We start from the raw sequence: 6,170 nt of genomic DNA on the forward strand, positions 1-6,170 counted from the left end.
ATAGCAAAAGAACAGGGGATAATAAGAAAATAAAGGAATTGGTCACTGTTGTGTATATGAAATAAGTAGACAGAAAAATCTTTTATAGATTTTTCTGTCATACTTAATTTTTTTAATTATTCAGCTTGTACAAAAAATAAGGATTACTATTCAGGAATAGGCAGAATAATTATAAAAATCTATATATGAAAGGAGTGAAGTAACAAATGTATACTTGCGGAATTTGTAAAGTCCATGCATGCAGAACCGGAGAGAAAGAAAAGATGCCTAAAAACTGTCCGTGCCTGGAAAAAGATCGGGATGTCATTGACAAAAGTAAAGAATTGTACAAAGATGAGGAAAATGCCATGATAGCTTATCAGTCTGCTTTGATTGAGTCATGGGGATATTGTAAAAAGACAAGAATAGAAGAGACAATGGAATTTGCCAAGAGGTGCGGATATAAGAATATAGGAATTGCATTTTGTGTGGGCTTACACAGGGAGATGAGACTTTTACATAATATACTTACAGCCAATGGATTTAATGTAAACTCAGTAATATGTAAAAGCGGAAGCATCCCCAAAGAGGAATTAAATATAAAAAATGATCAGAAAGTCCGTCCGTGTACTTATGAACCTATGTGTAATCCCATTGGTCAGGCTCTGTATCTGAATAAGGCTAAAACAGATTTTAATATTCTTCTGGGACTTTGTGTGGGGCATGACTCACTTGCCATAAAGCATCTAGACTCACCAGTAACTATACTTGCTGTAAAAGACAGAGTACTTGGCCATAATCCCCTGGCAGCAATTTATTTATCAGAAGGATACTATAGCAAAAAACTTTATCCTGAAAAATAATTTACATAACCAGGACGGAACAGAATAAATATGCTTACTGAGAATTGTTTGTTTTTAAAAGTACAATTATTCGGAAAAATATTTTATTTTATATTCCTCGTGGGATGATAAAAATCTTAATCCTGCCATTTAAAGAAGACTATTATTATTGAAATGACTATGGCTGGATTCAAAACTTGGTTTTTTTATTGCTGAGACATTTTTTTCTGAAAAATGTCTCAGAATATACATGGCTCAAAGTTTGGACGCTCTCGTGTTTCTAACATTTTTTTTAAAATTTAAGATAGATTTAGGTATATTAAAAGAAATGGATAATAAACTTGGATGAAAAAAATTGCATGTTGGCATATAAGGTGTATACTCTCAAGAGATAGATTTAAATATGGTGCAGAGGAGGGAGCGGTACTTATATGGAAAAAGAGATGATTCTTGAAAATATAAAAGAGGGACTGATCGCTCTGAATTCCAAAGATGAAATAGAGTATATGAATAAAAGTGCACTCTATATACTGAGGGACAATAACAGGGAAAAAGTGGGAAAAGGCCTCATAAATTTTGCAAAAAAAAGAGTTCCGTATTATAACAAGGAATTTATACTGTGTAATAAGAAAATCTTCATAAATCTTGTTCCTATAGTAAAAGAAGGCCGGTATATGGGATCGGTAATAACTTTTGTGGACCAGAACGAGATGAACAGCATAGCCAGGGATATAACCGGTATAGACCAGGTGATAAACAGCCTGAGAGCCAGTGTTCATGAATTTAAAAACAAGCTTCATGTGGTGATGGGGTTTATTCAGATGAAGGAATATACCGAAGCTAAAGATTACATAATGAAGCTTCAGCGGGAAGAAAACAAGAGCTTTTCACTGGTAAGTGCAGTGGAGGATCATTATATAAATGCTATTTTGCTTTCTAAATGGAGTATAGCCAAGGAGAACAGGATTGACTTTAAAATCGAAAACACCTCGAACCTATGGGAGAAGCACGGGATAATATCCAGTGACGACCTTGTGGTGATTGTGGGAAATCTTTTGGACAATGCCTTTGAGGCCTGTATGATTTTTGAGGATTCTGAAAACAAAGTAGAGCTTTTCTTAGATGAAGATGATGAGAGAATCTGTATAGAGGTTTTTGATAACGGAATAGAAGTTTCTGACGATATGAAGGACAGTATATTTCAGAGAGGAATAACCACAAAGGGAAAAGGCAGAGGTTCGGGACTGAGTCTTGTAAAGGACAAAGTCCGGTTGTATAATGGTTTTGTAGAGGTTATAGAGGAAGATAACGGAAAAAGATTTGTAATAGAGTTGTCAAAGGGAGGTGAAAATTGAAAAAAGTTCTCATTGTGGAAGATGACCCCATGGTAGCTATGATAAATAAAAAATATATAAACTCCTTTGAAGGTTTCAGTGTAGCCGGATGTGTCAGTAAAAGATCAGATTTTTTTAAATTTATTTCTGATAAAAAAGTAGACCTCATAATAATGGATGTGTATATGCCTGGTAAAAGCGGACTGGAGCTCCTGAAAGAGATGAGAGAAGCGGGGCATACAACAGATGTGATAATGGTAACTGCTGCTAACAGTGTGAAAGAGGTCAAGAAGGCTCTGGCCTATGGTGTGGTGGATTATCTGATAAAACCCTTTGAATTTGAAAGGCTGAAAGAAGCCCTTGAAAAATATAAGGCCAGGGCTGTTGTTTTTTCCGAAAGGGAGAACGTTCAGCAAAATGAGATAGATAAACTCTATACAAGTGAAACTGTGGATGAGGAACTGCCCAAGGGAATACAGAATAAGACACTGAATAAAATAATAAATCTCATGGAAAATGAAGACATGGAAAAGATATGGACAATAAAAGAACTTTCGGAAAAGCTCATGATCAGCGGAGTTACCATAAAAAAATATATGGACTACCTTGAGAAAATCGAGAAAATAAGGTCTACAATATTTCACAGACAGAGGGGAAGGCCTGAATACAGATATATGCTGATCAGATAGAAGATATCAAAGGAAATCCTTTTATAGGGGATGGATTTATAAAATAAATATCAATAATAATAGATGCAGGAGGTTAAAAATGAAAAAATTTAAAGCTGTAAGAATATTTGAAGAAGACGGTAAATTTATAAAAAAAATAGTAGAAAGAGAGATCGCAGATTTACCTGAGGGAGAGGTGCTGATAAAGGTAAAGTATTCGTCACTGAACTATAAGGATGCTCTTTCGTGCATAGGAAATAAAGGAATCACAAGAAAATTCCCTCACACTCCGGGAATAGATGCAGCAGGTGTGGTAGCTGAGTCTAAATCCCAGGAATTCAAAGAGGGGGATGAGGTGCTGGCCATAGGTTATGACCTGGGAATGAATACAGACGGAGGATTCGGGGAATATATAAGAGTTCCTGCAGACTGGGTGGTAAAAAGACCGGAGAAACTAACTCTGAAAGAGGCTATGATTTATGGTACTGCGGGATATACTTCCGGGCAGTCAGTTTATGAACTTGTGACTTCCGGAGTGAAACCTGAAGACGGAGAAATCCTGGTGAGCGGAGCTACAGGAGGAGTGGGAAGTCACTCTGTGAGATTCCTCTCAAAACTAGGATATGATGTAGTGGCAGTGGTAAACAGTGAAGATGAAGAGAAGGCTGCTCTTGCCATGGGAGCGAAGAGAACTATCTCAAGGGAAGAGGCTGTAGATGACAGCGGGAAAGCTCTGCTGAGTCAGAAATGGGCAGGGGCAATAGACACAGTGGGAGGAGCTACACTTTCTACCATGGTGAGATCAATAAAATTCGGAGGGACAGTGACTACCTGCGGGAATGTAACAGGAGCAGAACTTCCAGGTATAACTGTATTTCCGTTTATTTTGAGGGCTGTAAAACTTATCGGGATAGCTTCTGCTTATTCATCCAAGGAAAGAAGAAGAATAGTATGGGAAAAGCTGGCAGATGAGTGGAAGAGTGACAAACTTCAGATGGGAATAAAAGAAGTGGGCCTTGACGGGATTCTGCAAGAAGTGGACAACATGCTAGATGCAAAGCTTGTGGGAAGAGTAATACTGGTACATGCATAACAGAAAAAACCTCTATGAAATCTTTATTTCATGGAGGTTTTTTTAGTTGGGTGAATTGTTGGATTTCTAGAAAGTTGATGTTACTTTTCCTTGATGAAAAGTAACCAAAAATCAAGCCTTGTCTTGTTCAAGCTAAAATACAATAAATTTAACTAAAAATACAAAACTCGCTTCGCTCAGACATTGTATTTTCAAGATTATTTAGCTTGGTTTTCACAATTTTGAACTTTTGGTTATTCCCTGACCGAAGGGGTGGGGTGATTTTCTGCCAGGAGAAAAGTAACCGTACAGAAATTAAAAGGTTTATTTTCTTTTGAGGTCATCTATCATATTGAGATATGCAGAGGAACAGTGTTTATCATAAATAATATCAGCAGGCTGGGGCCTGTCAAAGTAATAACCCTGGAAGTTGTGACATCCTAGAGACATGAGGGTTTTTATGTGGTCCTCTGTCTCGACTCCTTCTGCAATAACTTTAAATCCGGCTATTTTTCCAAGCTTGACTACAAAATTTATTATAAGGGGATTTATCCTGTTTGTATGGATGTTTCTCACGAATGATTTATCAATTTTTAGTTCAGCTATGGGAAATTTTTCAAGATAGCTGAGAGAGGAATAACCTATACCGAAATCGTCAATGGAGAATTCCACACCTATTTTTTTAAGGGTGTTCATTTTATTTACTGCAACCTGGAAGTTATTTAAGGCCACACCCTCGGTTATTTCTAAAAGTATTAATTCTGCCATCTCACGGGTTTCGAAAACTTTTTCCATCTCTTTTGAAAAATTTGGATTCTGAAAAACCACAGGGGATATATTTACAGATATTTTAGAATTTATCTTCTGTGAAAATTCTATTGAATCCTTTAAAACTTTTTCTGTGATGTTGTGAATTACAAAGGATTTTTCTGCAATCGGGATAAATTTGTCCGGGGGAATCATTCCCTTTTTAGGGTGAACCCATCTTACCAGGGCTTCGAATTCCACAGTTTTTTCTCTGGAGAACACCTTAGGCTGAAAAAATGTTTTGAACTCCCCGTTCTTTAAACCTTCTAAGATCTCTTCTTGGAGAACAGCATCTGAGGTATTTTGTTTTTTCTTGTGAAGGTTTAGATGGGTTATTGAATTTTCTATAAATTCATGGATTCCTTCACCTTTGTATTCACGAAAGAGAATATGAAGCTTCAGGTAATAATTTTTTTTATTTGATATGTTGAAGAATGAAAGCTTATCCTGCAGTGCTTTTATGAGCATGGCCCGGCAATCGGATTTGCATCCTGCCAGTATAACTATGAATTTTCCACCTTCAAACCGTACAACGGAATCTGTTTTTCTGAAATTTGAAGAGAGAATATTACTCACTATTTTTATAATGTTATCTCCGGAAACTAGTCCCATTTTTTTATTGATTTGATCGAGATTTTGTATATCTACAAGACAGATAGCAAGAGGAAGGCTATCATCATTTCTTTTTTCGATAATGTCTTTCAAAATGTGTATACCTGCATTTTTATTGTAAGCTTTTGTCATGTGATCCAATTGTTTAAGGTCAACTATTTTATCTTTTGTGAGTGCATTTTCTTTTTTTAGGTTCATAAAGGCGAGTATAAGAGGAAGCACAAGCAGTAAAAATATTATAGAGGTGAAAAGATCAAAAAGTGTCTGTGAAACTATCTCGTCTCTCAGATGGGAGGTAGTGATATCGGCTCCAGCCAGATAAAAGGTGCCGTCTGCTGAAACAAGGGGAAAGTAGACGGAACGATAACTATCCCAGACATCGGAACTGTCTAAAAAAACAGGCTTGTTTTTATTAAAAGCTTCACGGGTGAGGTCGTATGAGTCATCATCTGCGTCCTCTTTCATACCGGTCCAGTAATAGGCTGTGGGATGAGCTTCGAGCTCTTCTAGAATATCACTCATTATGACATAACGGATATCATCTTCTCTTTTTACCATGAGATAGAGATAGTCTATACCGCTTTTTTTTGCAACAGAGTCTAAAAAAACAGCTTTTTCTATAATCTGTTCTTTGGAATAGGTTTTTGCATCCATATCCTTTGTGACGTAATTTTCTCCGGTGTAGTATTTCATGTTTTCAGCAGCAGTCAGAAGGTGGTGGTCGATATCTTTAAGTAACTGCTTTTTCATGTGGAAAAAGGAGGCGGAAGTGTAAAGTATGAGTCCTAAAATCACAAAAATTATAGGGGAGTGTAATTTTTTAAAAACTGATTTTAAATTTTTATTCATAAAAAAA

General features: G+C 36.4%; 5 protein-coding genes. 4 read left to right on the plus strand and 1 reads right to left on the minus strand.

From position 1 onward, the window contains the following. Nucleotides 1-206 precede the first annotated feature (206 nt). The 4 genes from ABZA26_RS05560 (at nucleotide 207) to ABZA26_RS05575 (ending at nucleotide 3,916) form a co-directional block, all read left to right on the plus strand. Nucleotides 207-842 carry a DUF1847 domain-containing protein gene (locus ABZA26_RS05560; protein WP_372713525.1) on the plus strand — a complete coding sequence of 212 codons (636 nt, stop codon included), beginning with the start codon at nucleotides 207-209 and terminating at the stop codon, nucleotides 840-842. A 410-nt stretch (nucleotides 843-1,252) separates the two neighbouring features. After that, nucleotides 1,253-2,176 (plus strand): sensor histidine kinase, encoded by a 924-nt coding sequence (locus tag ABZA26_RS05565; RefSeq protein ID WP_372713526.1) that lies wholly within the window; start codon nucleotides 1,253-1,255, stop codon nucleotides 2,174-2,176. Then, nucleotides 2,173-2,844, plus strand: coding sequence for a response regulator (locus tag ABZA26_RS05570; RefSeq protein ID WP_372713527.1), 672 nt, complete (start codon nucleotides 2,173-2,175; stop codon nucleotides 2,842-2,844). The genes ABZA26_RS05565 and ABZA26_RS05570 overlap by 4 nt, the downstream gene beginning before the upstream one ends. Nucleotides 2,845-2,923: 79 nt before the next feature. Next, a complete protein-coding gene (locus ABZA26_RS05575) occupies nucleotides 2,924-3,916 on the plus strand; it encodes a YhdH/YhfP family quinone oxidoreductase (protein ID WP_372713528.1) in 993 nt (330 codons plus the stop codon). 303 nt (nucleotides 3,917-4,219) lie between these two features. Here ABZA26_RS05575 and ABZA26_RS05580 read toward each other — a convergent pair whose 3' ends face one another. After that, the gene (locus tag ABZA26_RS05580) at nucleotides 4,220-6,064 is read right to left on the minus strand and encodes an EAL domain-containing protein (protein WP_372713529.1); all 1,845 of its coding nucleotides are present in this window, start codon (nucleotides 6,062-6,064) and stop codon (nucleotides 4,220-4,222) included. Nucleotides 6,065-6,170: the final 106 nt, after the last annotated feature.

Source organism: Ilyobacter sp., assembly GCF_041583315.1.
In the GTDB taxonomy this organism is placed as follows: domain Bacteria; phylum Fusobacteriota; class Fusobacteriia; order Fusobacteriales; family Fusobacteriaceae; genus Ilyobacter.